We start from the raw sequence: 24,567 nt of genomic DNA, 5'->3' as shown, positions 1-24,567 counted from the left end.
TGGCGGGCGTTACGCCCTATCCCAAGGCAAGGGACCCCCAGATGAGATTGACCGACATATCGCTGAACTGGCTGCTTCCGGGCGCCGTACTGCTCCTGGGCATGCTGGCGGCGGTGGCGGTGCTCGCGCGCGGAAAGCGATCCTCGGGGAAGGACGCGGGCGCGGACGACTCGTGGGAGCGTGCCGAGGAGCGCCGCAGGCGCAAGGAGGCTCTCTACGGCACCTTCTCCTATGTGCTGCTCTTCTGCTGCGCCGCGGTCGCCGCGGCCCTCTCCTTCCACGGGCTGGTCGGCTTCGGCGAGCAGAACCTCGGCCTGAGCGACGGCTGGCAGTACCTGGTCCCGTTCGGGCTCGACGGGGCGGCGATGTTCTGCTCCGTGCTCGCGGTGCGCGAGGCCAGCCACGGTGACGCGGCACTCGGCTCCCGGATACTCGTGTGGGCGTTCGCCTTCGCGGCGGCCTGGTTCAACTGGGTGCACGCGCCCCGGGGCATCGGACACGCGGGCGCCCCGCACTTCTTCGCGGGCATGTCCCTGTCGGCGGCGGTGCTGTTCGACCGGGCCCTGAAGCAGACCCGCCGGGCCGCGCTGCGCGAGCAGGGTCTCGTGCCGCGTCCGCTGCCGCAGATCCGCATGGTCCGCTGGCTGCGGGCCCCCCGGGAGACCTACCGCGCCTGGTCGCTGATGCTCCTGGAGGGTGTGCGCAGCCTGGACGAGGCGGTCGAGGAGGTGCGCGACGACCGGCGCCAGAAGGAGGAGACCAAGCAGCGCCGGCGCGAGCAGGAGCGCCTGGAGCGGGCCCAGTTGAAGGCGATCAGCCGGGGCCACGGCCACCGGGGTCTCCCCGGCCGCGGCGGCCGGCAGGTCGAGGTGGACGTGCAGCAGGTCGAGCGCGGTTCGGACCGGGCCGCCGCCGCGGAGCCCGCCATATCCACGCCGGAGCAGCTGCCCGTACGCCAGCTTCCCTCGCTGCAGCCCGTGCGCACCGGAGCTGACCAGCACACCGTCGATCTCACCGCCGAGGACGACACCCAGGCCCTGCCGCGGCTGGACTCCCTGGAGCGCAAGCTCAAGGACCTGGAGCAGCAGTTCGGCTAGGGCGGCACGGCCGGGGCCACCCGCCGGGCCGCCGCACCGCCGCAGGGGCGTGACCGCGTGTCACGCCCCTGCGGCGTTCACGCGGCGTCCGCACCCAGCTCGAACCAGACGGACTTGCCCACGTCGTGCGACCGCACGCCCCACGCGTCCGCCAGGGACTGCACCAGGACCAGGCCCCGGCCGTGGGTGCTCTCGTCCGGTTCCGGGGCGCGCTGCCGGGGCAGCCGGGCCACTCGGTCCCGGACCTCCACCCGCAGCCCGCGCTCTGAGACCGTGGCGGTCAGCACCGCGTCGTCGTCGGTGTGGACGAGCGCGTTGGTGACGAGCTCGCTGGTGAGCAGCTCCGCGATCTCCGACCGACCGGGTTCGCCCCAGTGCCGCAGCAGCTCGCGCAGCGCCCGGCGGGCCTCGGGCACCGCCCGCAGATCCGCCCGGCCCAGTCTGCGCCTGAGCTGTGGCACCGCCTGCCTCTCCATGTCCCCCGTCCGCGTGCCGATGTCGATGTCCCTTCTACCTGTCGAACACGTTCACGGGGGATCCTTGCCCGATCGGGCCCCGGGCAGTCATGTCGAATGCCCGGCCAACGCCCGTTCGGCCACACGAGCGGTCGAACCGGCCGAAATCCGCCCCGGTCCGCGGCCCCGGCACGATCCGGACGACAGGCCTCAGGGCCGCGGCACGTTGCGCAGGTTCGAGCGGGCCATCTGGAGCATCCGGCCCACGCCGCCGTCCAGGACGATCTTCGAGGCGGACAGGGCGAACCCGGTGAGCATGTCGGCGCTGATCTTCGGCGGGATGGACAGGGCGTTGGGATCGGTGACGACGTCGACCAGGGCCGGGCCCTTGTGCTTGAAGGCCGCCTTCAGCGCCCCGGCCAGGTCCTTCGGCTTCTCCACCCGCACCCCGAAGGCACCGCAGGCCTCGGCCACGGCGGCGAAGTCCGGGTTGCGGTTGGCCACGCCGTGCGAGGGCAGGCCCGCCACCAGCATCTCCAGCTCGACCATGCCGAGGGAGGAGTTGTTGAACAGGACGACCTTCACCGGCAGGTCCTGCTGGACGAGGGTGAGGAAGTCGCCCATCAGCATGGTGAACCCGCCGTCGCCGGACATCGAGATCACCTGCCGTCGCCGGTCGGCGAGCTGGGCGCCGATCGCCATCGGCAGCGCGTTGGCCATCGAGCCGTGCGAGAAGGAACCGATGATGCGGCGACGGCCGTTGGGCGTGATGTACCGGGCCGCCCAGACGTTGCACATTCCGGTGTCGACGGTGAACACGGAGTCGCCGTCGGCGATGTCGTCCAGCACGGCGGCGACGTACTCGGGGTGGATCGGCACGTGCTTGTCGACCTTGCGGGTGTACGCCTTGACGACGCCCTCCAGCGCCTCCGCGTGCTTCTTGAGCATCCGGTCGAGGAAGCGGCGGTTCTTCTTCTCCTTCACCCGGGGGATCAGGCAGCGCAGGGTCTCCTTGGCGTCGCCCCACACCGCGAGGTCCAGCTTGGACCGCCGGCCGAGGTTCTCGGGCCGGACGTCGATCTGGGCGATCCGCACGTCGTCGGGCAGGAAGGCGTTGTACGGGAAGTCCGTGCCGAGCAGGATCAGCAGGTCGCACTCGTGGGTGGCCTCGTAGGCGGCGCCGTAGCCGAGCAGTCCGCTCATGCCGACGTCGTACGGGTTGTCGTACTGGATCCACTCCTTGCCGCGCAGTGCGTGCCCCACCGGCGACTTGATCTTCCCGGCGAACTCCATGACCTCGGCGTGCGCGCCCGCCGTGCCGCTGCCGCAGAACAGGGTGACCTTGTCGGCGCCGTCGATCAGCCGCACCAGCTTGTCGATCTCCTCGTCGCCCGGGCGGACGGTCGGCCGGGAGGTGACCAGGGCGGTCTCGGCGGCCTTCTCCGGGGCGGGCTCTCCGGCGATGTCACCGGGCAGGGAGACCACGCTGACGCCGGAGCGGCCGATCGCGTGCTGGATCGCGGTGTTGAGCAGCCGGGGCATCTGCCGGGAACTGGAAATCAGCTCGCAGTAGTGACTGCACTCGCGGAACAGTTGTTCGGGGTGGGTCTCCTGGAAGTAACCGAGGCCGATCTCGCTGGACGGGATCTGCGAGGCGAGGGCGAGCACCGGGGCCATGGAGCGGTGGGCGTCGTACAGCCCGTTGATGAGGTGGAGGTTGCCGGGGCCGCAGGAGCCGGCGCAGGCGGTCAGCTTCCCGGTGATCTGGGCCTCCGCGCCGGCGGCGAAGGCGGCGGTCTCCTCGTGCCGCACGTGCACCCAGTCGATGCCGGGGTGGCGGCGCACCGCGTCCACGATCGGGTTGAGGCTGTCGCCCACGACTCCGTAGAGGCGTTCCACTCCGGCACGGGTGAGGATGTCGACGAACTGTTCCGCGACGTTCTGTTTGGCCATGGGTCCATGGAGGCACAGCGCGCGGTGTCACGCCTCCCAAACGGCGGCGGCCGTACGGTCGTCGGCGTAGCCCTTGACCCGGACCCCGCTGTCGGCGAGGAACTCGGCGAGGCCGGGCGGCTCGGCGTCGGCCCATCGCCGCGCGAGGAGTTCGCCCAGCTCCCGCTCGCCGAGCAGCGGCTCGGCCAGGCCCGCGCTGCACATCAGCAGCACGTCACCCGGGCGGGCTACGGAGGCGCGGAAGCGGAACGGCTCGCGGGACGGCTCGTCGGGCGGTCCGGCGTACGGGCCGGGCGGCGTGGTGATGCCCAGGTCCATGGTGAGCCGGTCGCCCTCGGGTGTCTCGCCCGGCGGGGAGCCGAAGCCGACGACGGGCTCGCCGGTGATGTCGCCGGAGCGCGGTTCGAGGTCCTGCCAGGCGCCGTCCCGCAGGCGGAACAGTCCGCCCGCGCCGACGCCGAAGAACACGCGGGTGCGGCACTCGGGGGCGGCGGGCAGCAGCAGGCAGCGCAGGGTGGCCGCGTAGGCGTGCGGGGCGAGGCCCTGTTCGGCGGCCTCGGCCCGGAGCCGGCCGAGGCTGCGGTCGGTGAGACGGTGCAGGCCGGACTTGAGGTCGCCGCGCCGGGCGGCGCGCAGGTCCTCGGCGAGCCGGGCGTGGCTGCGGCCCACGGCCCGGCCGATCCACCGGCAGACCTGGGCGGCGGCCCGGTGCGTCCCGGCCGTCCCGCGGGCGCCGGTCGCCATCGCCACCAGGACCAGGGCCTGCTCGCCGGCGCCGAACCGGGCGACGAGCAGGGCGTCGCGGCGCGGGTCGCCTCGGTAGCGCGCGGAGTCGCCCCGCACGGAGGCGGCCCGCAGCGTGCAGGTCCCGTACCGGGCACCCTCCAGCACGGTGTCCGCCACCAGACCGTCCAGCGCGTCGGGTTCGGCGGGCGGCAGCGCGGTGGGCTCGGCGTCGTAGGTGGGCGGTCCGGAGCCCACGTAGTCACGGGCGGCCGCACCCGCACCGGCCACGTCGCCGCGGGGCGGCGGCTCCGGCACCGGCGCCTGCGGCCGTGGCTGGGGTGGCTCCTGCGGCTGCGGCGAGGGGAGGAACGACGGTGGAGGCGGCGGCAGAGCGGAGGCGACAGCCGGGGGCGGGGGCGGCGGCGCGGAGCCGGAGAGCGGCGACGGCGGCGAAGCTGAGCCGGAAGGCGGAGGCGGCGGCGAAGCTGAGCCGGAAGGCGGAGGCGGCGAAGCTGAGCCGGAGGACCCGGACGGCGGAGCTGAGCCGGAAGGCGGGGGCGCCGGCACGGAGCCGGAGGACGCGGACGGCGAAGCAGAGCCGGAAGGCGGGGGCGCCGGCACGGAGCCGGAGGACGCGGACGGCGGCGCTGAGCCGGAGGGCGGGGGCGGGGGCGTGGGTGGGGCCGGGTCGGGGGGTATGGGCCGGGCGGGCGGTTCCGTGCGGGCCCGCTCTCCGGCCCCGTCGGTCCGCCGGGTCCCGCCGGGCGGGAAGGTCACCGGCCCGCCCGGCCCACCGGACGGCGGCTCCCAGGACGCACGCGGCAACGGCGCCCCGGGCGGGTCCTGCGGCGTGTCGGCGGGGCGGGGCGGGGTCCCGTCCCCGTCCGCGGCGTCCGGTCGCCACGCGTCGTCGCCCGGCCGGGCATCGTCGCCGGGACGGGGGCCGGGGACGACCCGCTGTCCGCGGTGGCCGCGCTGTTCCGGGAGGGCCGGCGGCTCGGGTGCCGCCCACCAGGGGGGCCGCTCGTCGGGCGGGGGCCTGTCGGCCGGGGCGTCGTCCGGGCCGCCCACCGTGCCCGCCGCCGAGGCGAACCGGTCGTCCAGGGAATCGGGCGCGGCCGTCGGGCCGGTGTCGCCGGTGGAGTCGTCGTACAGCTGCCCCCACCAGTCGTCCTCGGGACCGGTGGGCCTTCCCCCCTGCTGGCTCATGTTCCTGATTGTCCACCGCGCGGGCCGGATGAAAACGGGGCATCCGGAAATTCCGCCGGGCCACGGGCACGTGGACGGCGTGTTCGAGTGACGGTGTCGAACGGTGTGGCGAGTGGGGTGGCCGGGCGGCCCCACCCCCCACGGGAGGACCGCCCGGCGACGCCACCTTGGCAGAGTGACCGACGGTACGGCGATGATGTTGCGAGGCGGGTTTGTGCCGTGGCCGGTTTCCGCCACGCGCGACACCGCGGACATTGGTGAACTTCGGGGAGGGGCGGCGCCTGATGCTGGGAGTGCTGGGGCTGGAGGACACGCAGGAGTCGGCCTACCGGGCGCTGGTGTCCGTGGGAGCGGCCGACGTGCCCGATCTGGCGCGGAGGCTGGCACTCGGCGAACAGGACACGGAGCGCGCGCTGCGGCGGCTCGAACAGAACGGGCTGGCGGCCCAGTCGTCGGCCCGGCCCGGCCGCTGGGTCGCCGCCCCGCCGGGCGTCGCGCTCGGCGCGCTGCTCACCCAGCAGCGGCACGAGCTGGAGAAGGCGGAGCTGGCGGCGGCGCTGCTGGCCGAGGAGTACCGGGCGGCGGCGGGCGAACCGGCGGTGCACGACCTGGTGGAGGTCGTGATCGGCGCCGCGGCGGTGGCACGCCGCTTCCTGCAGCTCCAGCTCGGCGCCGCCGAGGAGGTGTGCGCGCTGGTGACCGGCAAGCCGGTCGCCGTCACCGGCATGGAGAACGACGCGGAGGAGCAGGCCGCCGAGCGCGGGGTCCGCTACCGGGTGGTGGTCGAGCGGTCGGTGCTGGACCTGCCGACCGGCATCACCGAGCTGACCGCCGCGCTGGGCCGCGACGAGCAGGTGCGGGTGGTGGACCGGGTACCGACCAAGCTGGTGATCGCCGACCGGTCGCTCGCCCTGGTCCCGCTCACCGCGCACTCCGCGGAACCGGCCGCGCTGGTCGTGCACGCCAGCGGGCTGCTGGAGCTGCTGTCGGGCCTGTTCGACGCGGTGTGGCGGGAGGCGCTGCCGCTGCGGCTCGGCGCGTCGGGGGTGACCGAGCAGGGGCCGGACGGGCCCGACGGCACCGATCTGGAGATACTCTCCCTGCTGCTGGCCGGCCTGACGGACGCGAGCGTCGCCAAGCAGCTGGACCTGGGTCTGCGGACGGTGCAGCGCCGGGTCAAGCGGCTGATGGAGCTGACCGGGGTGACGACCAGGCTGCAGCTGGGCTGGCACACGTACGAGCGGGGCTGGGTGTCCCGGACCGGCTGACGGACGGGTGGGGCGGGGCCTCCGCGGAGTTCTGCGGACCGTGCGGACCTCATGCACCCTGGACAGATGGGAGCGTGGGACCTCCTGCTGTCCGGCCTGGTCGTCCTGCTCGGGCTGTGCGGCGTGCTGCTGCCCGGCATGCCGGGGTCCTGGCTGGTGTGGGCCGGGGTCCTGTGGTGGTCGCTGAAGGATCCGCAGCCCGTCTCGTGGTTCGTCCTGGTGGGTTCGACGGCCGTGCTGCTCGTGTCCCGGGCCGTGCGCTGGACGCTGCCGCCCCGGTCGCCGCGCTCGGACGCGATCACCCACCGCACGGCGGCGTACGCGGGCGCCGGGGCGTTCCTCGGCTTCGTGCTGGTCCCGGTGGTCGGGGCGGTCCCGGGCTTCATGGGCGGCATCTACCTGGCCGAACGGCTGCGCCTCGGCCGGCACGGCGAGGCGGTGGCGGCCCTGCGGACCGCGATGCGCTCGGGCGGCGCGAGCATGCTGACGGAGCTGTTCGCCTGCCTGCTGGTGACCGGGGCGTGGCTCGGGGCGGTGCTGGCCGGCTAGAGCCGCACGCCCTCCAGGGTCAGCAGCCGTGTCTTGCGTTCCAGGCCGCCCGCGTAGCCGGTCAGGGAGCCGTCGGAGCCGATCACGCGGTGGCAGGGGCGCAGGATCAGCAGCGGGTTGGCGCCGATCGCGCCGCCGACGGCGCGTACCGCGGGGCGGGAGGCACCGATGCGCGCGGCGATCTCGCCGTACGTCGTGGTCGCGCCGTAGGGGACGGCGTCCAGGGCCGCCCACACGCGCTCCCGGAAGGCGGTGCCCTCGGCGCGCAGCGGCAGCCGGAACTCCGACAGTTCCCCGACGAAGTAGGCGGCGAGCTGCGCCTCGGCCTCCCGGAAGGGCCCGGCGTCGTGCCGCCAGCCGTCCTGGACGACGCGGCCGCCCTTCTGCCCCGGCACGGACAGGGAGGTGAGCGCCCCGTCCTGGCCGGCGGTGAGGAGCAGCGTGCCGACGGGGCTGTCGAGCTCGCTCCAGTACGTCACGGAGGTGGTGGTCGTGGTGGTCATCGGTGCTGCTCCCACTCTCCTGCTGCGCGCAGGTGGTTCACGGCGTACGAGCGCCAGGGGCGCCAGGTGTCGGGCACGGCGGGCCCGGGCGGGGCGACGTCGGGGTCGCCGAGGGCACGGGTGCGGATGGCGGCGGCCGTACGGGCGTCCAGGCCGGGCAGGGCGAGCAGCGCCCGCTCGGCGTCGTCCCGGTCGGCGCCCGGGTCCAGGCGTACGGCACCGTCGGCGAGGGCGGCGGCGAGGGCGCCCGGGGTGCCGTGCGGTTCGGCGCCGGCGAGGACGGCCGGTTCGGGGAAGACGTGGGTCAGGCTGCCGCAGGGCGCGTCGAGTGCCTTGCCGTACCCGCGGACCAGCCGTTCGGCCTCCGCCCGCCCCACGAGGGCGCGTACGGCGAACTCGTCGGGGTCGGCGGCGCCCGGTGAGCGCAGCCCGGGGCGGGCGGCGACCAGCGGGGCGAGCACGGGGTCGGCGCCGAGCCGCTCGTCGACGGCGTACGGGTCGGCGTCGAGGTCGAACAGGCGCCGCAGCCGTTGCACGGAGGTGGTCAGGTCGCGCAGGTCGGTGAGGTGCAGGCGGGCGTCGAGCCAGCCGCCGCTGCCGGTCCCCGGCCGGCCCGGCCGTTCCTCGACGGCGACGATCCCGGTGCCGTAGGGCAGGCGCAGGGTGCGCCGGTAGACGCGGCGGCCGGGCGGTCCGCTCACCTCCTCGACGCCCGCGACCGCCTCCCGCTGGAGCAGGTCGAACACGGGTCCGGCCAGGTAGGGGCCGCGGTGGGCGAGCCGCAGGGGGATGCCGGCGGACGGGGTGGCCGCACGGCGGGAGGCCCGGTCGCGGGCCGGGGCGGCGGCGCGGACGTCGCTGGGGGTGGCCGCGTACACGGCCTTGATCGTCTCGTTGAACTGCCGGACGCTGGCGAAGCCGGACGCGAACGCGATCTCGGTGACCGGCAGGCCGGTGGTCTGGAGCAGGACGCGTGCGGTGTGCGCCCGCTGGGCGCGGGCGAGGGCCACCGGGCCGGCGCCGAGCTCGGCGGTGAGCTGGCGCTGCACCTGGCGGGCGCTGTAGCCGAGCCGGCCGGCGAGTCCGGTGACGCCCTCGCGGTCGACGACGCCGTCGCCGATGAGCCGCATGGCCCGGCCGACGACGTCGGCGCGCACGTTCCAGTCGGCCGAGCCCGGTACGGCGTCCGGGCGGCACCGCCGGCAGGCCCGGAAACCGGACCCCTGCGCGGCGGCGGCCGTGGCGAAGAAGCGGACGTTGCGCCGTTTGGGCGTGACCGCCGGGCAGCTGGGCCGGCAGTAGATGCCGGTGGTCTCCACGGCGAAGAAGAACGCCCCGTCGAACCGGGCGTCCCGGCTGCGGACGGCCTCGTACCTGCTGTCCTCGTGCTCGGCGGTGTGCATAGGCTTCTCGGTCACGCAGTCCAGTCTCCGCCGGCCCGGAGGTCCGGGCTGGCGGAAATCGGACATCGTGCCGGGGTGTGGGGGCGGCTACCGCATCCGGCCCCGCTTGGCCTCCATCGCCGCCTTCCCGACGGCGCCCCGGCGCTTCCACTCCTTGCGGATCTCGGCGCGCAGCCGGGCGTCGGTCTTGGCGACGATGCGCTGGTTCTCCCGCATGAGCTTGCGGTAGCTCTCCAGCCGCCGCTCGGGCAGCTCGCCGCCGTCGATGGCGGCGAGGACGGCGCAGCCCGGCTCGCTCTCGTGGGCGCAGTCGTGGAACCGGCACCGTCGCGCCAGCTCCTCGATCTCGGCGAAGACCTGTCCGACGCCGTTGCCCGCGTCCCACAGCCCCACGCCCCGCAGCCCGGGCGTGTCGATCAGCACTCCCCCGCCGGGCAGGGCGAGCAGGTTGCGGGTGGTGGTGGTGTGGCGGCCCTTGCCGTCGACGTCCCGGATGGCCTGGACGCCCATGACGTCCTCGCCGAGCAGCGCGTTGGCGAGGGTGGACTTGCCCGCGCCGGACTGTCCGAGCAGCACCGCCGTGCCGCCGGAGACGACGGCGGCGAGGACGTCGAGTCCCTCGCCGTGCGCGGCGCTGACGGACAGCACCGGCACGCCGGGCGCGGCCGTCTCCACGTCCTGGACGAGGTACGCCAGGGTCACCGGGTCGGTCACCAGGTCGGCCTTGGTGAGGACGACCACGGGCTGTGCGCCGGACTCCCAGGCGAGCGCGAGGAAGCGTTCGATCCGGGCCAGGTCGAGCTCTGCGGCCAGTGAGACGGCGACGATGGCGTGGTCGACGTTGGCGGCGAGGATCTGTCCCTCGGACCGCTTGGAGGAGGTGGAGCGCACGAAGGCGGTACGGCGCGGCAGATACGTGCGTACGTAGCGGGGGTTGCCGCCCGGTTCGACGGCGACCCAGTCACCGGTGCAGACGACGCGCAGCGGGTCGTGCGGGGTGACGAAGGCGGTGTCGGCGCGCAGCACGCCGTCGGCGGTGACGACGTCGCACTGACCGCGGTCGACCCGGACCACGCGGCCGGGCAGCAGGCCCTCGGCGTCGTAGGGGGTGAACGCGTCGGCCCAGTCCTCGTCCCAGCCGTAGGGGGTCAGGGCGGAGTGGGCGGAGGAAGCGGAGAGGGAAGTCAAGGGTGACCCTTCACAGGGCGGCCCCGGCTGCCGCGCGATGCGCGACGGAGAAGAGGTGAGGTCAGCCGGCGGCCACGGAGGTGGACGTGATGGTGTGCGGGATGCGGGCAGCGCCCGTCGCAATGACAGCCATCGGTCGACACCTCCTCACGTCTGCTTCCTTCGCCCCGCGGCGGTCTCCGCGCGACGTGCCGTCACAGTAGCCGGTCGGCACCGTGACCCGTCAACGGGTTTTTCCGGCACCCTCCACGGGCAGCGGCAGCGCCGCCGCGCCGGCCGGCCACAGCGGTCCGGCGCCCGCGGGCGGCGTCGGCGGCGCGGAGCTGCGCCGGTCTGCGGCACACCTCACGGGCGCCGTGCCCACCGCCCGCGGCACGCGCGGAACCGTCGGCTCACGCCTGGACGGGCTCGTCCGCCGGCAGGCTGTCCATGAAGGAGCTGACGGAGAAGACCGCGTTGCCGGCGCCGGGCGGGCCGTAGCCGGGGGGCGAGGACAGGCCGAAGTCCTCCATCGTCTGCCGGTAGGCCTGGAGCAGCCTGATGTGGTACTCCAGCGGTGCGCCCTGCGGGTTGGCCTTGCCGAGCGGGGTGGTGGGCTCGGGGCACCAGGTGGTGAAGCGCGGCGTGATGCCGTGCGACATGAAGAAGCGCAGGCCCTCGGTGGTGGACGCGATCGCCTCGTCGACCGTCTTGAAGCCGAAGGGCTCGGCCATCTCGACGCCGGCGACGAAGTTGGGGATGACGTTGCGGGCACCGAAGACTTCGGTGGAGTCCAGGATGCGCCTGTGCCACTCGTCGCGGCCGACGTAGCGCTCCTTGCCGGGGCAGTACATCTTGAACAGGTACTCGTCCCACACCTCGAAGTTGGGGTGGTAGATCTGCACGCCGTAGTCCTTGAAGCGCTGGACGTCCGGCTTGGGCAGGGCCTGGGCGACGACCTTGCCGATCCAGCGGCCGGGGAAGTGCTCCTCGATGGCCTTGGCGTAGCGCCCGTAGAAGTCGGCCTCGTCCAGCCCCTGGACCTTCGAGGTGATGGCGCCGCCGGTGAGCGTGTAGGCGGTGGAGATCTTGGCGGTGTCGTACTTGTCGATGATCTCCAGCGCCTCGAGGACCTCGTCGACGTCCTTCACGCCCGTGTACGGCCGCCCGGCCGCCTTGTGCTGGCGCCAGTTGTGGTTGATGTCGCAGTACTGGCACTCCTCCTTGGCGCCGAAGTACTGGCAGACGCGGAACGCGGTCAGGTAGATCAGGTAGCCCCACTGGATGGTCGGGGCCACCTCCATGACCGACTTCCCGTTGGAGAGCTTGTGCCGGTAGTACTCGGGCATCGGCGGCACGCCGACGTCGGAGATGCGCTTGCCGTCCAGGTAGAGGCCGAGCTGGTTGTGCTCGTCGGCGGCGACGCGGTAGGGCGACGACGGGTTCACCCGGACCGAGACGACGGTGCGGCGCAGGTCGTAGGGGCCGCCGGTGAGGATGATCTCCTCGGGCGGGCGGCGCAGCGCGGCCTCGCCCAGTTCGGGCAGGGTGCCGTGGTCGAAGGAGAAGATGAAGTACGACTTCGGTTTGACCTCGCCGTCCTCGTTGTCGCTCAGCGCTGAGGGGTCGAAGGCCACGCCGCCCCGCAGGAGGTCCTCCTTGAAGACGGCCTCGCGCGGCACGTGCGGGAACCGCTCCATCAGATCCTCGACCAGCGCGGTGCGGCTGTCCATCGAAGTGTCTCCTCCCGGTTCGGACGTACGACTCCTCACGGTATGCCCCCGCTCCCGCATCGCCCGTGCCGGGTCCCCCTCCGGCGCGCGTGGCGGGCCGGCGGCCCGGCGGCCGGGAGCTCCGGGGAGGTAGGTTCCAGGTGCGGGACCCCGGGACTGCGGGGCGCGCGGATTTCCTCAGGGGAGGGCGACGGATGACCGACACCGTGACCAACTGGGCCGGCAACATCACCTACACGGCCAAGGAGCTGCTCCGGCCGCACTCGGCGGACGCGCTGCGGGCGCTGGTGGCGGACAGCTCCAGGGTGCGGGTGCTGGGCAGCGGGCACTCCTTCAACGAGATCGCCGAGCCGGGCCCCGAGGGCGTTCTGCTGTCGCTGGCCTCGCTGCCGCCCGAGGTGGACGTGGACACGGCGGCCCGTACGGTGCGGGTGGGCGGCGGCGTCCGGTACGCGGAGCTGGCCCGGCTGGTGCACGCCCGGGGACTGGCGCTGCCGAACATGGCGTCGCTGCCGCACATCTCGGTCGCCGGGTCGGTGGCGACCGGCACGCACGGTTCCGGGGTGGCCAACGGTCCGCTCGCCTCCGTCGTGCGCGAGGTGGAGCTGGTCACGGCCGACGGTACGACGGTGACCGTCGCGCGGGGCGAGGAGCGGTTCGGCGGCGCGGTCACCTCGCTCGGCGCGCTCGGTGTCGTGACCGCCCTCACCCTCGACCTGGAGCCGGCCTACGAGGTCGAGCAGCACGTCTTCACCGAGCTGCCGCTGGCCGGACTGGACACGGCCACGTTCGAGACGGTGATGTCGGCGGCCCACAGCGTGAGCCTGTTCACCGACTGGCGGCAGCCGGGCTTCCGCCAGGTGTGGCTCAAGCGGCGCACCGACCGGCCGCTGCCGGACTTCCCGTACGCCGCCCCGGCCACCGCGAAGATGCACCCCGTGCCGGGCATGCCCGCGGTCAACTGCACCGAGCAGTTCGGGGTGCCGGGGCCGTGGCACGAGCGGCTGCCGCACTTCCGTGCCGACTTCGTGCCCAGCAGCGGCGCCGAGCTGCAGTCGGAGTACCTGATGCCGCGCGAGCACGCCCTCGACGCGCTGCGCGCGCTGGACGCGGTACGGGAGACCGTGGCACCGGTGCTGCAGACCTGCGAGGTGCGCACGGTCGCCGCCGACGAGCAGTGGCTGAGCCCGGCGTACGGACGGGACACGGTGGCGGTGCACTTCACCTGGGTCGAGGACACCGCGGCGGTGCTTCCGGTGGTGCGGCGGGTGGAGGAGGCGCTGGACGCCTTCGACGCGCGTCCCCACTGGGGGAAGGTGTTCACGACTCCGGCGGCGGTGCTGCGCGAGCGCTGTCCGCGGCTCGGCGACTTCGCGGCGCTGGTGAAGTCGCTGGATCCGGAGGGCAAGTTCACCAACGGTTTCGTGCGCGGGGTGCTGGCCGGCTGAGGCGGGCGGTCAGTCCGTCGTGCGGCGGAGCTCCACCAGCGGGATGTCGCGGCCGGCCTGCTCCCGGTGCTGGGCGAAGAACGGCGCCTGTTCGAGCAGCAGCGGCCACAGCCGGTCGCGCTCGGAGGTGTCCAGGACGGTGGCGACGGCCGGGTAGGCGTCCGGGCCGAGCTCGACGGTGACGTCGGGGTGGGCCACGATGTTGTGGAACCAGTCCGGGTTCCGGGGCGCCCCCATGTTGGAGGCGACGACGACCACGCGGCCGCCGTCGAGGCGCCAGAAGCCCATCGGGGTGGTGCGCCGCGTGCCGCTGCGGGCCCCGGTGTGGGTGAGCAGGAGCATCCGGTCGGCATGCATCATCTCGCCGATCTTCCCGCTGCCGCGCTGTGCGCGGAACTGCTCGGCGACCTGGCGGTTGAGCTCGTTGCGCTGCTCGGTGCTCATCGTCGACGGGTCCATGGCGGTCAATCTGCCACAGCCGTCGCGCCTCCGCACCGCTACCGGCGCACCGGGCCCTGCGGGCGTCGGCGTGCGGTCGGCCGGCCCGGGGCGCGGGCCTGCGCCTGTCCTAGGATGCGGGCTGGACATTCCGTGATGCGAGCACACCCGCCGGAGAGGTGGACCCATGCCCCGAGCCGGCCTCACGACCGAGCGTGTCGTCGCGGCCGCCGCCGACCTGGCCGACGAGGCGGGGTTCGAGAGCGTCACCGTCTCCGCGCTGGCCCGGCGCCTCGGGGTGAAGGACGCGAGCCTGTACACGCACGTCCGCGGCCTGCACGACCTGCGCGTGCGGATGGCGCTGCTGGCGGGCGGCGAGCTGATCGAGGAGATCGCGGCGGCGGTCGCCGGGCGGGCCGGCAAGGAGGCGCTGGCCGCCTTCGCGGGCGCCTACCGGGCGTACGCGCTGAGCCGTCCCGGCCGGTACGCGGCGACGCAGATCCGCGTCGACCGGTCCCTCGCCGCCGACTCCCCGGCGCTGCGCCGCACGGCGGAGATCACCTACGGGATGCTGCGCGCGTACGGCCTCGCCGAGCCCGACCTCACCGATGCCGTACGCCTGTTGCGCAGCACCTTCCACGGTTACTGCGCCCTGGAGGCAGCCGGGGCCTTCGGTGCCCCGCGGGACGTGCAGGCGTCGTGGGACAGGGCCGTCGACGCGCTGCACGTCGCGCTGGAACACTGGCCGGCCGGCGACTGACCGGCGCCGCCCGCCGTCCGCCCGGGCCCCGCGCGCGGGCTCAGGCCTTGCGCGCGACCCCGCAGACGGCGACCTCGGCCGTGTGCTCCGGGGACGAGGTGCCGTCGGGACGCCAGGCGGCGGACGCCACCACACCGGGTTCGACGAGTTCGAGCCCGGCGAAGCAGGCGGCGATCTCCTGCGGGGACCGCAGGTGGTAGGTGTTGGCCGACTGCGCGTTGTAGGTCTCGACGGCCGTGTTCAGGGCGGCGTTGCTGTTCGTGCCGTCGCTCAGGGCGAGGTAGCTGCCCGGCGGCAGCGCCTCCACCAGCCGGGCGACCAGCTCCGCGGGCCGGTCCTCGTCGGCGACCTGCCCCATGATGCCCAGCATCGTCAGGGCGACCGGCCGGTCGAAGTCCAGGGTCTTGGCGGCCTCGGCGAGGATCCGGTCGGGGTCGCGCACGTCGGCGTCGATGTAGGCGCAGGCCCCCTCGTCGGTGCTGGTGAGCAGCGCCTCGGCGTGCGTCAGGACGAGGGGGTCGTTGTCGACGTAGACGATGCGGCTCTCCGGCGCGATGCGCTGGGCCAGCTCGTGCGTGTTGTCCGCGGTGGGCAGCCCGGTGCCGATGTCGAGGAACTGGCGGATGCCGGCCTCCCCGGCCAGGAAGCGCACGGCGCGCGCCAGGAACTTCCGTTGCAGGCGCGCGACGGCCGCGAACTCCGGGAAGGTCGACAGGATGACGTCGCCGACCTGGCTGTCGACGGGATAGTTGTCCTTGCCGCCCAGCAAGTAGTTCCAGACACGGGCGGAGTGCGGGCGGTCGGTCTGCAGCCTGGCCCTGACTTCATCACGCGGGTGATCCATGGGGACAGCTTCACACAGAGCGACGCTTCAGGGGGTCAACTACCCAGCTTTTGCACGTCGTCGTAGCTCGGCACCCTTCCGTCGGGAGCCCGCCCGGACCGGATGCCGGCCGCGGCCTCCAGGGCCGCGCCCAGCGCACGCCGGTACAGCAGCGAGCCCAGACTCACCCGGCGTACGCCGAGGTCGGTGAGGTGGGGCAGGCCCGGGCCCGCGGGGGTGTAGAGGACGTTGAGGGGGACGTCGAGGTGCCGGACCAGGGCGGCGATCGTGCCCGGGTCGCTCACACCCGGCACGAAGACTCCGTGGGCGCCCGCCTCCCGGTAGGCGTCGAGGCGCCGCAACGTCCCCTCGCCGTCGCCGAGCCAGTACGTGTCCGTACGGGCGTTGACGAAGAGGCCGGGGGCCGCCGCCCGCACCGCGGCGATCTTCGCGGCGTGCCGGCCGACGGGGCCGAGGCCGTCCTCCAGGTTGATGCCGACGGCACCGACGGCCGCCAGCTGCCGTGCGAACTCCGCGACCTCCTCGGGATCGTCGCTGAAGCCGCCCTCCACGTCCACGGAGAGGAGGAACGGCCCCGACCCCAGGGCGAGGGCCAGCCGGAGCGTCTCCTCGCGGGTCGCCGAGGCCCCGTCGGGCAGCCCGCCCGCCGCCGCCACGCCGAGACTGGTCGTGCCGATCGCCGCGAAGCCCTGACCGGCGAGGAGGAGTGCGGAGGCATGGTCCCAGGCGCACGGCAGCAGCAGGGGATCGCCCTCGCGGTGCAGGTCGGCGAACGCGGTCACGACAGGTCCCCCACGGCGTCGGCGTAGTACGCGGACTCCGCCACGTGCACGGCGAGTTCGCGGAAGCTCCAGCCCTCGCCCGGCGAGTGGTCGAGCTGTTCGTCGGTGAGTGCACCGAGCCGGTCGGCCCAGATCCGGGCGAGCCGGGTGAGGCGGCTGCGGGCCTCTTCGAGGTCCTCCTCGGTGAACGGCGCGCGGTCGGCGTCCGTCGTGATCGCGGAGGCGTGCCAGTGGTCCGGCTGGGGGCGCTGACCCGCCAACCGCGCCTCCAGTTCGGCGAGATGGTCGATCAGGTGGTCGGTGACGCGCCGGACGGCCTTGTGCGGGGTGTAGACCCGGCCGTCGACGCGGGCGGGTTCCCCGTCCCAGCCGGTCCAGGTCGCGGCCAGGGCGAGGACATGGCCGACCATGCCGGTGACGGCGTCGGCGGGCACGGTGGTCGCGGTGGCGGTGTTCGTCTCGCTCATGTCCCCGACGCTACGGGTCCGTTGGTTCGGTCCCCGCCGAAGTGTCCTGACCGTCCGGGCGGGTACCCGGACCGTCATCCCGAAGTCATCGGCTTCTTCGGACCGGCCGGAAGGTGGACATGGCAAGCATCGAGCGACACGACGGCCGCCCCGAGCGGCGCCGCCGGGACAAGTTATGGGTGATGGGCCTGATGGTCCTGGTCGTCGGGCTCGTGACCCGCATGGCCCTGAACGGGTTCTCGGGATGGCTGCCGGCCCTCCTGGGCGCCGCGCTGACGAGTTGTTACGTCGTGTGGCTGGTACGCCGGCGCCGCAGCCGCGACGCCCGTGCCACCGGTACCGAACCGGACGACGTACCCGCCATGGAGCGGCAGATACTCAAGGGCGCGCCGGCTCCCGAGGAGCCCGCGCGGCGGCGGGCGATGGCGGCGCTGGTCGACTCGCGCCAGCGGCGGCTGCGGCGCCACCGCTGGTGGGCGCTCCCCTTCCTCGCCGTGCTCTTCTTCGGCACCGCGGCCCTGTGGCTCGCCGCTGGGGCGATGGTCCGGGGCGGCTGGATGCTCGCGGTCGCGGTCGTCTTCATGACGTGGATGGTCTGGTACCACTTCCGCTACGACCGCCGCCTGTCCCAGATGCGCCGCCGCCTCCAGGGCTGAGCCGCCGGCGCGGGGCCGGGGCTCAGGTGACCAGGCCGTGCCGGTAGGCGTAGACGACGGCCTGGACCCGGTCGCGCAGGCCGAGCTTGGTGAGGATGCGGGACACGAAGGTCTTGACGGTCTCGTGGCTGATCACGAGGGCCGAGGCGATCTCGCTGTTGGACAGGCCGTCCGCGATGAGGCGGAGGACCTCCAGTTCGCGGGGGGTGAGCGGAATGTCCTGGGCGCGGCCCGCGACGGGCCGGATCCGGGCGGCGTACCGGCCGACGAGCCGTCGCGTCACCTCGGGATCCAGCAGGGCCGCGCCCATGGCCACGGTCCGGATGCCGTGCAGCAGCCGGTCCGGCGGCGCGTCCTTGAGCAGGAACCCGCTCGCTCCGGCCCGAAGCGCCTCGTAGACGTACTCGTCCAGGTTGAACGTCGTCACGACGAGCACCTTCACCGGGTGCTCCACCCCCGCGCCGGCCAGCAGCCGGGTGGCCTCGATGCCGTCGAGGACCGGCATGCGCACGTCCATCACCACGACGTCCGGGCGCAGCCGGCCGGCCAGTTCCACCGCGGTCCGTCCGTCCCCGCACTCGCCCGCCACCTCCAGGTCGGGCTGGGCGCCGATGATCGTCGCCAGTCCGGTGCGGATCAGCGCCTGGTCGTCGCAGACCAGGACCCGGACGGGCGCGCTCACGCCGGGCTCCCCGCGGGTATCCGCGCCCGGACCAGGAAGCCACCGTCCGTGCGGCGGCCCGCGCTGAACTCACCGCCCAGGACGCCGACCCGTTCGCGCAGGCCCTCCAGGCCACGCCCGCTGCCGCCGGGGGAAGCGTCCCGCGACCCGGAACCGTCCGTGCCGACCTCCACGGTGATCTCCCTTTCGCCGTGGCGCACCAGGACCGAGGTCCGGCTGCCGCGGTCGTGCTTGAGGGCGTTGGTCAGGGCTTCCTGCACGACCCGGTAGGCCACGAGGTCGGCGCTGCCCGTCGAGGCCGGCGGCGTGCCCTCCTCGGTGAACTCCACCGGCTGCCCGGACCGTCGCGTCTGCTCGACGAGCGTGAGCAGCCGCCCGACGGGCGGCGTCCTGTCCTCGCCTCCCTGCCCCGTTCCGTGGTCGGGGTCGAGCAGGTCCAGCAGGTGCCGCAGATCGGTGATGGCGCGCCGTCCGGTGTCGCTGACGGCGGCCAGGGCCTGGTCCAGACGCTCGGGCGCCGCGGTCAGGTACCGGGCCGCCTCGGACTGCACGACCATCGCCGTGACGTGGTGGGTCACGACGTCGTGGAGCTCGCGGGCGATCCGGGTGCGTTCGGCGCTGCGGGCGTCCTCGGCGACGCGGCCGCGGCGTTCTGCCTCCGCGGCCCGGGCGGACCGCATCCACGCGCCGATGCCCCACGCGAGGGCCAGCGCCAGGTAGAACGTCGCGAACTCGGCCGCCGGCTGGCCCGGGCCGATCCGGTGGAGCGCGACCGCCAGCGCCGTGTACGCCACCGAGGCGGTGATCAGGGTGGCGCGCCGGTACCGCTCCGTCCAGGACCCGGCGCTCAGCAGCGCGACGGGCAGCGCGGTGCCCGCGACGAGGTGGTAGCCGCGCAGCTGGTCGACGGCGAAACCGAGCGACACCAGGGTGAGGCAGACGAGCGGCCACCGCCGGCGCACCGCCAGCGGAAGGCACTGCAGGACGGCCGCCACGCCGGCGAGCGCGTCGGCGGACCGGGTCGGCAGGTCCCCGATCTCCGTGCCGTCGCCCCGGAACACGGGCATGACCGAGGCGGCGAGGAGCAGCAGGCCGAGCGGAAGGTCCCGGACCGTGACGTCGAGCCGGTGCCACGACTCCTGAACCCGTCGACGATCGATCACCGGGGCAGCTTAGCGGCGGCACCGGCACCCACGGCACGCCGGGAACCGAACCGCACGACGTTCCCGCGCCGGTGGGCCAGCCACAGGAACACGACCGTCAGCAGCGCCCCGAAGCCCACCGCGTACACGCTGCCCTCGGGACCGAACTCGCCGCCGGTGAGCAGTTCCGGGCCCGAGGTCGAGGTGTCCAGCAGTCCCTCGTTGGCCCCGTTGCCGGAGACCTCGGTGCTGAAGATGCCGGCCGCGGCGAAGTTCCAGCCGAAGTGCACGCCGATCGTCAGCCAGAGATTGCGGGTGGCGGCGTAGGCGGCGGCGAGCATGAAGCCGGCCTCGACGGCGATGGCGAGGGCGCCCCACAGGGTCGCGTGCTCGTTGAAGAGGTGCGAGAGTCCGAACACCAGGCCGGTCAGCGCCAGCGCGAGGTAGGTGCCGACGCGTTCCTCGACGATGCGGAACAGGACACCGCGGTACACCACTTCCTCCGTCGCGGCGGCTCCCGCCATGAAGCCGGCCAGCCCCAGCGCGCCCGTCACCGAGCCGAGGCCGTCGATCTCGTAGTACCCGGCGGTGTAGAGGTTCGAGACGACGGCGACGAACATCCCGACGCCGATCAGGACGCCCCAGCAGGTGCGCGAGGCGGCACCCTCCCGGGCCACGTCCGCGGCGGGCCGGCGCTCGGTCCGCCGGACCACCCATGCGTACACCAGTACCGCCAGCGCCGCCGCGGTCACGCCGAGGACCAGGGTGAGCGCGTCGTTCTCCTTCACCGCGTTGACGGCGTTGCCGGTGACGGCGTACATCGCCAGGACGGCCAGGAACTGCCAGACAAACCTCACGGGACCCCCTTCGTCGGGCCGGCGGCCGGGCGCCGCGGACTGCAAGGGACGCTACGGATCCGGCGGCCGGAGATCGTCACCTCACGGTGGACACCTGGCCGTAGCTCGCACGGGGGACAAGCCCCCGGCGGGCATCCGGGGCCCGGCTAACCTCGTGCCATGACCAGCGACTTCGCCGACGCCCTCCTCCCGGGCCGCCCCCTCGTGCTCGACGGCGGCATGTCCAACCAGCTGGAGTCGGCGGGTCACGACCTGGGCGACGGCCTGTGGTCGGCGCGGCTGCTCGCCGAGGACCCCGAGGCGATCACCGCGGCGCACCTCGCCTACTTCCGGGCGGGCGCGGACGTGGCGATCACCGCGAGCTACCAGGCCACCTTCGAGGGGTTCGCCCGGCGCGGTGCCGGCCGGCAGCGCGCCGCGGAACTCATCGCGTCGAGTGTGGAGCTGGCGCGGGAGGCGGCCCGCCGCGCGCGGGCGGACCGGCGCCTGTGGGTGGCGGCGTCGGCCGGTCCCTACGGGGCGATGCTCGCGGACGGCTCCGAGTACCGGGGGCGGTACGGCCTCGGCATCGCGGAGCTGGAGCGCTTCCACCGGCCCCGCCTGGAGGTACTGGCCGCCGCCCGGCCGGACGTGCTCGCGCTGGAGACCGTCCCCGACGCCGACGAGGCCGCGGCACTGCTGCGGGCGGTGCGCGGACTGGGCGTGCCGGCCTGGCTGTCGTACACCGTCACGGGCGACCGCACCCGCGCCGGGCAGCCTCTGGAGGAGGCCTTCGCCCTGGTGGCGGAGGCGGACGAGGTGGTCGCGGTCGGTGTGAACTGCTGCGCCCCGCGGGACGCGGCGGGTGCGATCGCGACGGCCGCGCGGGTCACGGGCAAGCCCGTCGTCGTCTATCCCAACAGCGGCGAGTCCTGGGACGCCGGCGCCCGCGGCTGGACCGGCCGCTCCACCTTCACCCCGGCGCAGGTGCGGGACTGGCGGGACGCCGGGGCCCGTCTGATCGGCGGGTGCTGCCGGGTGGGACCGCGGGAGATCTCGTCGGTCGCGGCGACGCTGGCCGCCGCCTGACGCGGCGTCACCGGCCGGTCACCTCACCGCCGCACCAGCCGCCTGGGCCGCGTCCCGCGCGGGCTGACGTCGGCCTGCCACAGACCGAACTCGGCGTCGTACGGGCCGTGCGCCGTGTACGGGGCGCCGTCGCCGAAGACCCGCACGGGGTGCGTGGCGTCCCAGGCCGGCCAGCCCGGGTCGCCGGACGCGGCGAAGCGGGCCCACGCCCCGTGCATCGCGTCGGCCAGTTCCTGCGGGGCCCCCTCGCCCGCGAGCCTGCGCGCGTCCGGCCCGTCCCCGGAGTCGAAGACGAAGCCCAGCTCCAGGGCGTGGCAGGCGCCGAGGTCCGGCAGGTTGGACGGCCAGGCGAACTCGTAGACGTGGGAGGAGTCCGGCCGCGCGTCGGCCACCCGGTGCAGCGGGATGCGCAGCAGGTGGTCGGTGACGAGCTGGCCGACGGTCTCGGCGACGCCGGCCCCGGGGCGCAGGGCGCGGTAGCCGCGTACCACCTCGTTGCCGCAGTGGCAGCGGGCCCGCGCGCCCGCCAGGGCGACGGCGCCGAGCCGGTCGACGCGTTCGAGGAGGCCGCCGGGGACCAGCCAGAGCCGGTACTCGTCACGGGTCCAGCCCATCATCAGGTCGACGTCCCGTGCCGCCCCGCCGTCGACGAGCGCCTCCAGGGGGTCGCCCGGCACCACGTCGCCGTCGACGACGATGCCGAAGGCGGGGCCGCCGAGCACGGGGCTGCTGAACCTGCCCACCTCGGCCTGGGCGCGCAGCAGGTGCTCGCGGTCGGCGGCGGCGAAGGCCTCCGCGGTCGCCGGGATCTTCAGGCGGGCGGCGATGCGGCGCACCATCCGGCGGACCTTGTCGCGGTCGGACGCCTCCGGTGCGCCGCTCTGCAGCACCGCGCGCCGCATCAGTCCGCGGGCCTGCGGTGCGGCCAGGAGGGCTCCGATGCTGATCGCCCCGGCCGACTGACCGGCGACGGTCACCCGGTCGGGGTCGCCGCCGAAGGCCGCGATCGACCGCCGCACCCACTCCAGGGCGGCGATCTGGTCGCGCAGTCCGGCATTGGCGGGGGCGTCCGGGAACAGTCCGTAGCCCTCGACGCCCAGGCGGTAGTTGACCGAGACGCAGACCACGCCGTCGCGGGCGAAGGTGCGGCCGTCGTAGACGGGGACGGCGGAGGACCCCCTGGTCAGGGCGCCGCCGTGCAGCCACACCAGGACGGGCAGGCGGGCCCCGGGCCCCGGTTCCGGCGTCCAGACGTTGAGGTTGAGGCAGTCGTCGCCGGGGACCGCCGGGTCGGACAGGTACTGGGCGAACGCCTCGGAGTACGGCGGTTTCGGCGCGGTCGGGCCGAACGCGCCCGCGTCGCGCACTCCGTCCCAGGGCTCGGGCGGCACGGGCGGCCGGAACCGGCGGGGCCCGAAGGGGGGCGCCGCGTACGGGACGCCCCGGAACACGGCGATCCCGTGCTCGTGTCTGCCGCGTACCGCCCCGTAGGGCGTGCTGACCACGGGGTCCGTCCGGCCTGCCGTCATACGCTCACCAGTCCTCCGCCGCGCCCCCGCACCGTCGTAACGCCGCACTGCGCACCGCTCACATGGGAGCGTCGTACCGTCCGGACGTATTCCGGCCCTGCTTCCATGATCCCGTCACGGGGACGCCCTTGCCCGCCGAGGGCCCCGGGCATCACTGTGTGTGACCGGAGGGCTTCCTGACGTCACCGGCCGGTGTTGATCCGGGCGGCCTGGCGGATCAGGTAGTCGCGCTCGGCGACGCTGGGGGCGTGACGGGCCGCCTCGGCGTACAGGCGGGCGGCCGTCACCGGGTCGCCGTCGCGCTCGTGGAGGTACGCGGCCGCCGCGGTGTGGCGGGGCAGCGAGCCGTCGAGCTCGGCGAGCGCCGCCAGGCCGGCGCGCGGCCCGTCGGCCTCACCGACGGCCACGGCGCGGTTGAGCCGGACGACCGGGCTGTCCGTCAGCCGCACGAGCTCGTCGTACCACTCGACGATCTGCACCCAGTCGGTCTCCTCGGCGGTGGGCGCGTCGGCGTGGAGCGCCGCGACGGCGGCCTGCGCCTGGAACTCGCCGAGGCGGTCGCGGGCGAGGGCCGCCTGGAGGATCCCGACACCCTCGGCGATGGCCGCGGTGTCCCACCGGGACCGGTCCTGCTCCGCCAGCGGCACCAGGCTGCCGTCGGGCGCGGTCCGGGTGGCGCGCCGGGCGTGGTGGAGCAGCATGAGGGCGAGCAGTCCCGCCACCTCGGGGTGGTCGATCGAGGCGGCGAGCTGCCGGGTGAGCCGGATGGCCTCGGCGGCGAGGTCCACGTCGCCGGAGTAGCCCTCGTTGAAGACCAGGTAGAGGACGCGCAGCACGGTGGCGACGTCGCCGGGCCGGTCGAACCGCACCCCGGAGACGGTGCGCTTGGCCCGGCTGATGCGCTGCGCCATGGTCGCCTCGGGCACCAGGTAGGCCCGGGCGATCTGGCGGGTGGTCAGCCCGCCCACGGCGCGCAGGGTGAGCGCGACCGCGGACGCCGGCGTCAGCGACGGATGGGCGCACAGGAAGTAGAGCTGGAGCGTGTCGTCCACCGCGGGCGCGGGGCCCGGAGCCGGCTCCTCGTCGAGCAGGTCCTCGCGCCGGCGGCGGGCCGCGTCCGAACGGGTCGCGTCGAGGAACCGGCGCCAGGCCACGGTGACCAGCCAGCCCTTCGCGTCCCTCGGTGGGTCGGCCGGCCAGACGCGGACCGCCTCGAGCAGCGCGTCCTGCACGGCGTCCTCGGCCGCCGCGAAGTCGGCTCCGCGGCGGACGAGGATGCCGAGGACGCTCGGCGTGAGGCTCCGGAGCAGGGCCTCGTTCACCCGTGGGGGCATTCCGGGACGGTGGGCGGCGCCACCAGGAAGGGGCGCAGTTCGAGCCACTCGTGGATCGGCCTGCCACCGGCGCCGGGGGCTGCCGACAGTTCCCCGGCCAGCTCGACGGCGCGCTCGTGGCTGTCGACGTCGATCACCATCCACCCGGCGATGAGGTCCTTGGTCTCGGCGAACGGGCCGTCGGTGACCGGGGGGCGCCCCTCGCCGTCGTAGCGGACCCATGTTCCCTCGGGGGCGAGGGCCTGCCCGTCGACGAACTCGCCGGTCTTCTCGAGCCGGGCCGCGAAGTCGTTCATGTACTGGATGTGGTCGGAGATCTCCTGGGGCGTCCACCGGTCCATGGGGACGTCGTTGACGGGAGACGGGGCGCCTCGGTAGTGCTTGAGCAGCAGGTACTTGGCCATGGTGACTCTCCTCGGTGCTGTGCGGCCCATTGTGGCCGCGTGCACCCCGGGGACGGAGCCGGACGCGGGTTCTCGACATCACCGCCGGAATTT

At 74.3% G+C, this 24,567-nt stretch carries 24 protein-coding genes; 7 read left to right on the top strand and 17 right to left on the bottom strand.

Annotated elements, in window-relative coordinates:
- Window positions 1-41 precede the first annotated feature (41 nt).
- Window positions 42-1,097 (top strand): DUF2637 domain-containing protein, encoded by a 1,056-nt coding sequence (locus ACGF3H_RS35270; RefSeq protein ID WP_362495910.1) that lies wholly within the window; start codon window positions 42-44, stop codon window positions 1,095-1,097.
- Window positions 1,098-1,174: 77 nt separating this feature from the next.
- Here ACGF3H_RS35270 and ACGF3H_RS35265 read toward each other — a convergent pair whose 3' ends face one another.
- The 3 genes from ACGF3H_RS35265 to ACGF3H_RS35255 form a co-directional block, all read right to left on the bottom strand.
- On the bottom strand, window positions 1,175-1,573 hold the full coding sequence (locus tag ACGF3H_RS35265; protein WP_362495913.1) for an ATP-binding protein: 399 nt from the start codon (window positions 1,571-1,573) through the stop codon (window positions 1,175-1,177).
- 189 nt (window positions 1,574-1,762) lie between these two features.
- Window positions 1,763-3,505 (bottom strand): pyruvate dehydrogenase, encoded by a 1,743-nt coding sequence (locus ACGF3H_RS35260; RefSeq protein WP_362495915.1) that lies wholly within the window; start codon window positions 3,503-3,505, stop codon window positions 1,763-1,765.
- Between the two features lie 27 nt (window positions 3,506-3,532).
- Window positions 3,533-5,440, bottom strand: coding sequence for a protein phosphatase 2C domain-containing protein (locus ACGF3H_RS35255; protein WP_393816575.1), 1,908 nt, complete (start codon window positions 5,438-5,440; stop codon window positions 3,533-3,535).
- Between the two features lie 284 nt (window positions 5,441-5,724).
- On the opposite strand from ACGF3H_RS35255, the gene ACGF3H_RS35250 reads away from it, so the two are divergent.
- Together ACGF3H_RS35250 and ACGF3H_RS35245 are read left to right on the top strand one after the other, a co-directional pair.
- Window positions 5,725-6,708, top strand: coding sequence for a helix-turn-helix domain-containing protein (locus ACGF3H_RS35250; RefSeq protein WP_362495921.1), 984 nt, complete (start codon window positions 5,725-5,727; stop codon window positions 6,706-6,708).
- A gap of 66 nt (window positions 6,709-6,774) precedes the next feature.
- Window positions 6,775-7,257, top strand: a complete 483-nt coding sequence (locus ACGF3H_RS35245; RefSeq protein WP_362495923.1) for a DUF456 domain-containing protein — start codon at window positions 6,775-6,777, stop codon at window positions 7,255-7,257.
- Here the strand turns inward: ACGF3H_RS35245 and ACGF3H_RS35240 are convergent.
- The 4 genes from ACGF3H_RS35240 to ACGF3H_RS35225 all read right to left on the bottom strand — a co-directional run bounded on the left by ACGF3H_RS35240 (window position 7,254) and on the right by ACGF3H_RS35225 (window position 12,063).
- Window positions 7,254-7,760, bottom strand: coding sequence for a methylated-DNA--[protein]-cysteine S-methyltransferase (locus ACGF3H_RS35240; protein ID WP_362495926.1), 507 nt, complete (start codon window positions 7,758-7,760; stop codon window positions 7,254-7,256). The genes ACGF3H_RS35245 and ACGF3H_RS35240 overlap by 4 nt on opposite strands.
- Window positions 7,757-9,163 carry an AlkA N-terminal domain-containing protein gene (locus ACGF3H_RS35235; RefSeq protein ID WP_362496048.1) on the bottom strand — a complete coding sequence of 469 codons (1,407 nt, stop codon included), beginning with the start codon at window positions 9,161-9,163 and terminating at the stop codon, window positions 7,757-7,759. Before ACGF3H_RS35235 ends, ACGF3H_RS35240 begins: the two co-directional genes overlap by 4 nt.
- 87 nt (window positions 9,164-9,250) lie before the next feature.
- Window positions 9,251-10,351 carry a ribosome small subunit-dependent GTPase A gene (gene rsgA / locus ACGF3H_RS35230; RefSeq protein ID WP_362495928.1) on the bottom strand — a complete coding sequence of 367 codons (1,101 nt, stop codon included), beginning with the start codon at window positions 10,349-10,351 and terminating at the stop codon, window positions 9,251-9,253.
- 392 nt (window positions 10,352-10,743) lie between these two features.
- Window positions 10,744-12,063 carry a radical SAM protein gene (locus ACGF3H_RS35225; RefSeq protein ID WP_362495931.1) on the bottom strand — a complete coding sequence of 440 codons (1,320 nt, stop codon included), beginning with the start codon at window positions 12,061-12,063 and terminating at the stop codon, window positions 10,744-10,746.
- Between the two features lie 194 nt (window positions 12,064-12,257).
- On the opposite strand from ACGF3H_RS35225, the gene ACGF3H_RS35220 reads away from it, so the two are divergent.
- Window positions 12,258-13,511, top strand: a complete 1,254-nt coding sequence (locus tag ACGF3H_RS35220; RefSeq protein WP_362495934.1) for an FAD-binding protein — start codon at window positions 12,258-12,260, stop codon at window positions 13,509-13,511.
- Window positions 13,512-13,520: 9 nt separating this feature from the next.
- Here the strand turns inward: ACGF3H_RS35220 and ACGF3H_RS35215 are convergent, their stop codons facing one another.
- Entirely contained in the window at window positions 13,521-13,970 is a 450-nt protein-coding gene (locus tag ACGF3H_RS35215; RefSeq protein ID WP_362495937.1) for a nitroreductase/quinone reductase family protein, read from the bottom strand.
- A gap of 166 nt (window positions 13,971-14,136) precedes the next feature.
- On the opposite strand from ACGF3H_RS35215, the gene ACGF3H_RS35210 reads away from it, so the two are divergent.
- Entirely contained in the window at window positions 14,137-14,709 is a 573-nt protein-coding gene (locus tag ACGF3H_RS35210; protein WP_362495940.1) for a TetR-like C-terminal domain-containing protein, read from the top strand.
- A gap of 40 nt (window positions 14,710-14,749) precedes the next feature.
- On the opposite strand, the gene ACGF3H_RS35205 is transcribed toward ACGF3H_RS35210, so the two are convergent.
- The 3 genes from ACGF3H_RS35205 to ACGF3H_RS35195 are packed head-to-tail and all read right to left on the bottom strand — an operon-like array spanning window position 14,750 to window position 16,802.
- Complete coding sequence (locus ACGF3H_RS35205) at window positions 14,750-15,553, bottom strand: SAM-dependent methyltransferase (protein WP_362495941.1); 804 nt, start codon at window positions 15,551-15,553, stop codon at window positions 14,750-14,752.
- A 35-nt stretch (window positions 15,554-15,588) separates the two neighbouring features.
- Window positions 15,589-16,335, bottom strand: a complete 747-nt coding sequence (locus ACGF3H_RS35200; protein ID WP_362495944.1) for an isocitrate lyase/phosphoenolpyruvate mutase family protein — start codon at window positions 16,333-16,335, stop codon at window positions 15,589-15,591.
- Window positions 16,332-16,802 (bottom strand): hypothetical protein, encoded by a 471-nt coding sequence (locus ACGF3H_RS35195; protein ID WP_362495947.1) that lies wholly within the window; start codon window positions 16,800-16,802, stop codon window positions 16,332-16,334. The genes ACGF3H_RS35200 and ACGF3H_RS35195 overlap by 4 nt, the downstream gene beginning before the upstream one ends.
- Window positions 16,803-16,921: 119 nt before the next feature.
- On the opposite strand from ACGF3H_RS35195, the gene ACGF3H_RS35190 reads away from it, so the two are divergent.
- The gene (locus ACGF3H_RS35190; RefSeq protein ID WP_362495949.1) at window positions 16,922-17,458 is read left to right on the top strand and encodes a hypothetical protein; all 537 of its coding nucleotides are present in this window, start codon (window positions 16,922-16,924) and stop codon (window positions 17,456-17,458) included.
- Window positions 17,459-17,480: 22 nt separating this feature from the next.
- Here ACGF3H_RS35190 and ACGF3H_RS35185 read toward each other — a convergent pair whose 3' ends face one another.
- The 3 genes from ACGF3H_RS35185 to ACGF3H_RS35175 are packed head-to-tail and all read right to left on the bottom strand — an operon-like array spanning window position 17,481 to window position 20,139.
- Window positions 17,481-18,140 (bottom strand): response regulator transcription factor, encoded by a 660-nt coding sequence (locus tag ACGF3H_RS35185; protein ID WP_362495952.1) that lies wholly within the window; start codon window positions 18,138-18,140, stop codon window positions 17,481-17,483.
- Window positions 18,137-19,303 (bottom strand): histidine kinase, encoded by a 1,167-nt coding sequence (locus ACGF3H_RS35180; RefSeq protein WP_362495955.1) that lies wholly within the window; start codon window positions 19,301-19,303, stop codon window positions 18,137-18,139. Before ACGF3H_RS35180 ends, ACGF3H_RS35185 begins: the two co-directional genes overlap by 4 nt.
- Complete coding sequence (locus tag ACGF3H_RS35175; RefSeq protein ID WP_362495957.1) at window positions 19,300-20,139, bottom strand: CPBP family intramembrane glutamic endopeptidase; 840 nt, start codon at window positions 20,137-20,139, stop codon at window positions 19,300-19,302. The genes ACGF3H_RS35180 and ACGF3H_RS35175 overlap by 4 nt, the downstream gene beginning before the upstream one ends.
- A 159-nt stretch (window positions 20,140-20,298) precedes the next feature.
- Here ACGF3H_RS35175 and mmuM point away from each other — a divergent pair, with 159 nt between their 5' ends.
- On the top strand, window positions 20,299-21,207 hold the full coding sequence (mmuM, locus tag ACGF3H_RS35170) for a homocysteine S-methyltransferase (RefSeq protein WP_362495959.1): 909 nt from the start codon (window positions 20,299-20,301) through the stop codon (window positions 21,205-21,207).
- Window positions 21,208-21,230: 23 nt separating this feature from the next.
- Here the strand turns inward: mmuM and ACGF3H_RS35165 are convergent, their stop codons facing one another.
- The 3 genes from ACGF3H_RS35165 to ACGF3H_RS35155 form a co-directional block, all read right to left on the bottom strand.
- Window positions 21,231-22,736: a carboxylesterase family protein gene (locus ACGF3H_RS35165; RefSeq protein ID WP_362495961.1), complete on the bottom strand. Its 1,506-nt coding sequence runs from the start codon at window positions 22,734-22,736 to the stop codon at window positions 21,231-21,233.
- A gap of 182 nt (window positions 22,737-22,918) precedes the next feature.
- Complete coding sequence (locus ACGF3H_RS35160) at window positions 22,919-24,070, bottom strand: DUF6596 domain-containing protein (RefSeq protein WP_362495964.1); 1,152 nt, start codon at window positions 24,068-24,070, stop codon at window positions 22,919-22,921.
- A complete protein-coding gene (locus ACGF3H_RS35155; RefSeq protein WP_362495966.1) occupies window positions 24,055-24,474 on the bottom strand; it encodes a YciI family protein in 420 nt (139 codons plus the stop codon). Before ACGF3H_RS35155 ends, ACGF3H_RS35160 begins: the two co-directional genes overlap by 16 nt.
- Between the last annotated feature and the right edge of the window lie 93 nt (window positions 24,475-24,567).

It is taken from the genome of Streptomyces sp. NPDC048185 (assembly GCF_043202495.1).
GTDB lineage: Bacteria > Actinomycetota > Actinomycetes > Streptomycetales > Streptomycetaceae > Streptomyces.
This window is presented reverse-complemented; position numbering and strand designations above follow the sequence as displayed.

What these genes read in the sequence shown, in the direction of transcription:
- ACGF3H_RS35190 (WP_362495949.1), top strand. Translation starts at nt 16,922, where the DNA reads ATGGCAAGCATCGAGCGACACGACGGCCGCCCCGAGCGGCGCCGCCGG.
- ACGF3H_RS35210 (WP_362495940.1), top strand. Translation starts at nt 14,137, where the DNA reads ATGCCCCGAGCCGGCCTCACGACCGAGCGTGTCGTCGCGGCCGCCGCC.
- ACGF3H_RS35250 (WP_362495921.1), top strand. Translation starts at nt 5,725, where the DNA reads ATGCTGGGAGTGCTGGGGCTGGAGGACACGCAGGAGTCGGCCTACCGG.
- ACGF3H_RS35265 (WP_362495913.1), bottom strand. Translation starts at nt 1,573, where the DNA reads ATGGAGAGGCAGGCGGTGCCACAGCTCAGGCGCAGACTGGGCCGGGCG.
- ACGF3H_RS35255 (WP_393816575.1), bottom strand. Translation starts at nt 5,440, where the DNA reads ATGAGCCAGCAGGGGGGAAGGCCCACCGGTCCCGAGGACGACTGGTGG.
- ACGF3H_RS35260 (WP_362495915.1), bottom strand. Translation starts at nt 3,505, where the DNA reads ATGGCCAAACAGAACGTCGCGGAACAGTTCGTCGACATCCTCACCCGT.
- ACGF3H_RS35195 (WP_362495947.1), bottom strand. Translation starts at nt 16,802, where the DNA reads ATGAGCGAGACGAACACCGCCACCGCGACCACCGTGCCCGCCGACGCC.
- ACGF3H_RS35205 (WP_362495941.1), bottom strand. Translation starts at nt 15,553, where the DNA reads ATGGATCACCCGCGTGATGAAGTCAGGGCCAGGCTGCAGACCGACCGC.
- mmuM (WP_362495959.1), top strand. Translation starts at nt 20,299, where the DNA reads ATGACCAGCGACTTCGCCGACGCCCTCCTCCCGGGCCGCCCCCTCGTG.
- ACGF3H_RS35245 (WP_362495923.1), top strand. Translation starts at nt 6,775, where the DNA reads ATGGGAGCGTGGGACCTCCTGCTGTCCGGCCTGGTCGTCCTGCTCGGG.
- ACGF3H_RS35225 (WP_362495931.1), bottom strand. Translation starts at nt 12,063, where the DNA reads ATGGACAGCCGCACCGCGCTGGTCGAGGATCTGATGGAGCGGTTCCCG.
- ACGF3H_RS35235 (WP_362496048.1), bottom strand. Translation starts at nt 9,163, where the DNA reads ATGCACACCGCCGAGCACGAGGACAGCAGGTACGAGGCCGTCCGCAGC.
- ACGF3H_RS35270 (WP_362495910.1), top strand. Translation starts at nt 42, where the DNA reads ATGAGATTGACCGACATATCGCTGAACTGGCTGCTTCCGGGCGCCGTA.
- ACGF3H_RS35160 (WP_362495964.1), bottom strand. Translation starts at nt 24,070, where the DNA reads ATGCCCCCACGGGTGAACGAGGCCCTGCTCCGGAGCCTCACGCCGAGC.
- ACGF3H_RS35155 (WP_362495966.1), bottom strand. Translation starts at nt 24,474, where the DNA reads ATGGCCAAGTACCTGCTGCTCAAGCACTACCGAGGCGCCCCGTCTCCC.
- ACGF3H_RS35240 (WP_362495926.1), bottom strand. Translation starts at nt 7,760, where the DNA reads ATGACCACCACGACCACCACCTCCGTGACGTACTGGAGCGAGCTCGAC.
- ACGF3H_RS35165 (WP_362495961.1), bottom strand. Translation starts at nt 22,736, where the DNA reads ATGACGGCAGGCCGGACGGACCCCGTGGTCAGCACGCCCTACGGGGCG.
- ACGF3H_RS35215 (WP_362495937.1), bottom strand. Translation starts at nt 13,970, where the DNA reads ATGGACCCGTCGACGATGAGCACCGAGCAGCGCAACGAGCTCAACCGC.
- ACGF3H_RS35220 (WP_362495934.1), top strand. Translation starts at nt 12,258, where the DNA reads ATGACCGACACCGTGACCAACTGGGCCGGCAACATCACCTACACGGCC.